Here is a 3972-nt window from a genome sequence, read left to right on the forward strand (position 1 = left end):
TCGAAGTCGATGCCCTGGCCGCCGTCGTAGTCGAACGGCACGGCCAGCGTGGCGGCCAGTGCGGCGGGGAAACGTCGGTCATCGGTGGCTGTCACACGCAGAACCTACCGGGGCCGTGTCGGTGTCGGGCCGTAGGGTGCGGCGGGTGACGACTTCCGAGGCCCGTGACGCCGGAGCCGGCCAGGCCCAGCAGGAAGCGATCCTCGCCGACGCCCTGCGCGACCACTATTTCCAGGACCGTGGGCACCGCGCCCGCGGCCTCGACGTCGAGCCCGACGACGTCTCCTGGACGGACCTGGAGGGCCCCTGACCTCTGACCTTCTCCGGCGGCCTCCGTGTCGCCGAAACCGAATGTCCCGGCCGCCCTGATCGGCCGGGACATTCCTGTTACGCCACCGCGCGCATTGATTCACGGCCGGAACTCGAAGAGGACCCGGATACCGCCCACGCCGCCTTCGACCAGGACCGCGCCGGCCGGGCTCCTGCAGGCGGGGCAGCGCGATCGTCTCGATCAGGTCCTGGCGCACGACGACGCTGCGGCTGATGGTGTCGGCGAAGGTCTGGCGCCGCACGTGGGTGACAGGGCCCGGCGAGCCACCGAGCTGCTCCGCCCCACGTTGGTGAACCCCGCCGTACGGGGAAGTCGCCGGGACGGGAAGTCGATTCTCCGGCCGCACTCAGGCCACGGCGTCGGGCCACTTCCCGTTCGGGAACCCGGACGGGTCGGCGGCCTCCCCGCTCAGCGTCACGAACTCGTTGGCCTGGGTGCCCAGGACGGCCAGCAGGGCGGTGCCCGCGGTGGCCAGGACGGCGGTGTTGACGCCGGCCTCCTCCACGATGATTGCCGCGCCGGCCCAGGAGAACACGGCCGAACCGAACGCCACGATCGCGGCGATGGTCGCCGCCACCAGTTTGACGACGATGGCGAGCACCGCGACGTAGAAGGCCATCGCCGCGACGGCGCAGATCAGCAGCGAGGTGCCGATCTTGTCGGAGATGTCGCCGACCCGGGCCGCGGCGTCCTTCTGCATGGCCGCCGCGTCGGCGTAGTTGTCCGCGGCGTCGTCCTTCCAGGTCCGGTTGGTGGGGCGGACCTCGGGCCGGATCTCGTCGGCCACGGCCTTGGCCTCGCCGCGCATGTTCTTCCAGTCCAGGCCGTAGTTGAACATGTAGATCGGTGCGACCACGCCCTTGAGCAGGTCGAGGACGGTGTTGAGAATGCCCTTCCCGATCGACACCACCTGGTCGGCCAGCCACATGATGCCGTCCGCGACCTTCTGCGGGATGTACCAGTGGTCGGTCGCCTGGAGCGCGGCCGGACGGACCTGCCCCAGTTTGGTGTTGAGCTTGTTGGTCCCCGATGTGAGTTCGGTCATCAGGGACTCGTACTGTGCGAGGCTGAAAGCCATGGGTGCGCCCCCGTGTCAGATGTTGCGGAATTCGGCCGAGGTGACTTCCTCGTGCCGGTCGTAGGTGTCGGCGATCCGCCGCAGCGCCTGGGCGATCTCGGAGGTCGCGGCCGATCCCTGCTTGCAGCGGGTGGAGACCAGCGTCACCAGCTGGCCGTACGGTCCGGTGACCAGTTGGAAGATCCCCGACTCCAGCCGGTTCATGGAGGTCGATGCGGCCTTGGTGGAGATCTTCGCCAGTTCCTCGCTCTGTTCGTCCCAGATCTTGGCGTCCTTGCGGATGTCCTCGGTGGTGACCTTCTTCTCCTCGTCGCCCATGGGGCGCCCCCTCGGTGTGTCGGTGTCCTGAGGGACGTTCAGTCCTCCAGGTGGTCGGCGGGATTGCGCAGTACGGCCAGTGACTCGGCCAGCAGGCTGTCCATCCGGCGGGCGGGTGCGCCGGCCTGCTCCACCGCGGCGGCGAGCCGGGCGCGGGCGGCGGCCAGTACGGAGTTCAGCTCCCGGGAGATCTCCGAACCCGTCCGGTGGTCGGCCCACCCGGCGTCGACGGCGACCGACTGAAGTCCGGAGACGCCCAGAACGACGGTCACCGTGCCGGACTGGTTGGTCGCCGTGCCGGTGGCGGCGAGCGAGGTCGGCCCGGCCTCCTCGTCGACCCGGGACGCGATGTCGAGGAGTTCCTCCACCAGGTCACCCAGGGGCCGCCGGCCGCCGGGGTCGTCGTCCGGGGGACCTGGGCGGCGGTCCGGCTGGTCGGGGACCCGGCGGTCCGCGGGCGGGGCGGGCCGGGCCGGGTCCGCGGCCCCGCGGTCGTCGAGTTCCCTGGCCCAGCTCTCCATACGCCGCATCCCGGCCGCCGCGGCGGCCTCCTGGACGGCGGCGGCGAGGTCGTGCGGGCGGATCCGGTTCTTCCAGGGCGCTGCGACGGTGATGGTCTCGGGGAGGCCGGTCGCGTTGATCGTCACGCTGACCAGGCCGCTGGGGTCCTCGCCCTCGTCCCGTGCGGGCAGGGCCGCCGCCACCGAACGCAGGGTGTCGCCCAGACGGAGGGCCTGTTCCCTGATCCTGTGCAGTTCCTCGATCGTGTGATCGTCCATCACGTCTCCAGACGGTCGGATGACTCGTTCATCAGGCCCCGGTCCCGTTCCCCGTGTTCCCCGTGTTCCCCGTGTTCCTCGGGATCCGCCCGATGCATCCCGAGAGCATCAGCAGGGCCGCGATCGCCACCACCAGGGCCCACCCGGTCGCCGTGTCGCCGGGGGCGACCGGGTCCACCAGCAGCCGCAGCGCGGACATCGCGAGTGCGGCGTTGACCGGCACGAAGGACAGCACCAGCGTGCGGCGGGCCCAGGCCGGGAGGTGGACCGGTCGGGCCGCCAGCACCGTTCCCACGCCCCCGAGGAGCGCTGCCAGGACGAGGACGGCGAGGGAGGCGGGCTGACCCACGAGGAACCGTTCCGCGGAGCCCTGGTCGATCCACGTCCACAGGGTGAAGGCGAGGCAGGCGAGTGCGCCGGTTCCGGCGATCCGGGCGCGGGTCCTGCGGATGGGGTCGTCCGTGCGACTCATGGGACCGTCCGTCGGCGGGGAGGCGGGTGGGGCGGGCCCGGCCGGAGTCGTCCGGGCAGCAGCTCACGGTACTGATGTCATGGATCAGGTGAGGCGCTTTCACAGGATCGTGTCGAACCCGTGTCACGGGTGTCGCCGGGGCCCGGCCCTGCGGGTACGGCCGGGCCCCGCGACGGGTGCGGTGGCCGGGGGTGTGCCGGGCAGTCCGGGTCCAGGCGCGGACCCGGGTCCGGGCGGCGAAGCACAGGGGCATCGGCAGGGCGTAGACCGGCAGGAGGCCGTGGGGCGGATTCAACCAGTGGACGCAACCCCCCGGACGGCTACTGGGTCGCCGGCTCCGATCCGCGTAGCGCCGCCGAAGTACTCACCGGCACCTTCCCGACCACCCACGTCCTGGGCGGCGCACCCCGACTGGTAGCCGGCCACCGACCAGGCCGCCGCACTCCTTGAGCTGGGATGTCGCAACGACCACTAGAAGTGAAGCGCAGGGTGGCGACCTTCAGCGCTGCTCCTCCTGGGCCCGCCCAGAGCGAGGAAGCGGGCCCCTGCGAAACGCCGCTACCCGTTCCCGCGCCGTGCCCGCCCAGTCCCACCCCTTGCGCGCCCCGGTGGACGATGGCCCGATGTCCCCGATCTGTTGGGGAGTTCGCCGGTTCCCGGTGTGTCCGTGCTTGTACGGTGTGTGTGCGGTCGCCGTGGGGCGGCGGCAGGTTCGAGGCAGGCTTCACCCGGAGGTGACGTCGCCGGCCGTGTCCGCCTCCGAACGGTAGGTGGCCGTACCACCCGCATCGGCCACGATGGTCGGGCAGACCGCGCACGCGGCCGCGCCGCGCTGCGTGAACCAACGGCAGTCACGGCGAATGGCGCAGATCGGGAGCGGCCCGTCCGTGTCCGTCGCAGGTGGGCCGAGGTCGGCCCACCCCGGGTGGGGTGGGCCGTCGAGGACGTGGTCGACGACGCCGCAGCCCCGGCCCGTCCACTGTGAACAGGCGCT

Annotated in this window: 5 protein-coding genes and 1 pseudogene; 1 reads left to right on the forward strand and 5 read right to left on the reverse strand. The window is 71.6% G+C overall.

All coding sequences use genetic code 11. From position 1 onward, the window contains the following. Positions 1–145 precede the first annotated feature (145 nt). Positions 146–310: a hypothetical protein gene (locus tag ACWEQL_RS41500; RefSeq protein ID WP_452156669.1), complete on the forward strand. Its 165-nt coding sequence runs from the start codon at positions 146–148 to the stop codon at positions 308–310. Positions 311–677: 367 nt separating this feature from the next. Here ACWEQL_RS41500 and ACWEQL_RS41505 read toward each other — a convergent pair whose 3' ends face one another. The 5 genes and pseudogenes from ACWEQL_RS41505 to ACWEQL_RS41525 all read right to left on the reverse strand — a co-directional run. Further along, complete coding sequence (locus tag ACWEQL_RS41505) at positions 678–1376, reverse strand: hypothetical protein (protein ID WP_452156671.1); 699 nt, start codon at positions 1374–1376, stop codon at positions 678–680. Between the two features lie 48 nt (positions 1377–1424). Then, entirely contained in the window at positions 1425–1727 is a 303-nt protein-coding gene (locus ACWEQL_RS41510) for a hypothetical protein (RefSeq protein WP_452156673.1), read from the reverse strand. A gap of 38 nt (positions 1728–1765) precedes the next feature. Continuing rightward, positions 1766–2506 (reverse strand): hypothetical protein, encoded by a 741-nt coding sequence (locus tag ACWEQL_RS41515; RefSeq protein ID WP_452156675.1) that lies wholly within the window; start codon positions 2504–2506, stop codon positions 1766–1768. 31 nt (positions 2507–2537) lie between these two features. Next, positions 2538–2978, reverse strand: a complete 441-nt coding sequence (locus tag ACWEQL_RS41520) for a hypothetical protein (protein ID WP_452156677.1) — start codon at positions 2976–2978, stop codon at positions 2538–2540. 724 nt (positions 2979–3702) lie between these two features. Continuing rightward, positions 3703–3972 (reverse strand): annotated as a pseudogene (locus tag ACWEQL_RS41525) (hypothetical protein); the annotation flags it as partial.

Source organism: Kitasatospora sp. NPDC004240, from assembly GCF_053603215.1.

Bases quoted from the DNA above. Each gene is read 5' to 3' on its own strand.
- ACWEQL_RS41515 (WP_452156675.1), bottom strand. From the start codon at position 2,506: ATGGACGATCACACGATCGAGGAACTGCACAGGATCAGGGAACAGGCC.
- ACWEQL_RS41505 (WP_452156671.1), bottom strand. From the start codon at position 1,376: ATGACCGAACTCACATCGGGGACCAACAAGCTCAACACCAAACTGGGG.
- ACWEQL_RS41510 (WP_452156673.1), bottom strand. From the start codon at position 1,727: ATGGGCGACGAGGAGAAGAAGGTCACCACCGAGGACATCCGCAAGGAC.
- ACWEQL_RS41520 (WP_452156677.1), bottom strand. From the start codon at position 2,978: ATGAGTCGCACGGACGACCCCATCCGCAGGACCCGCGCCCGGATCGCC.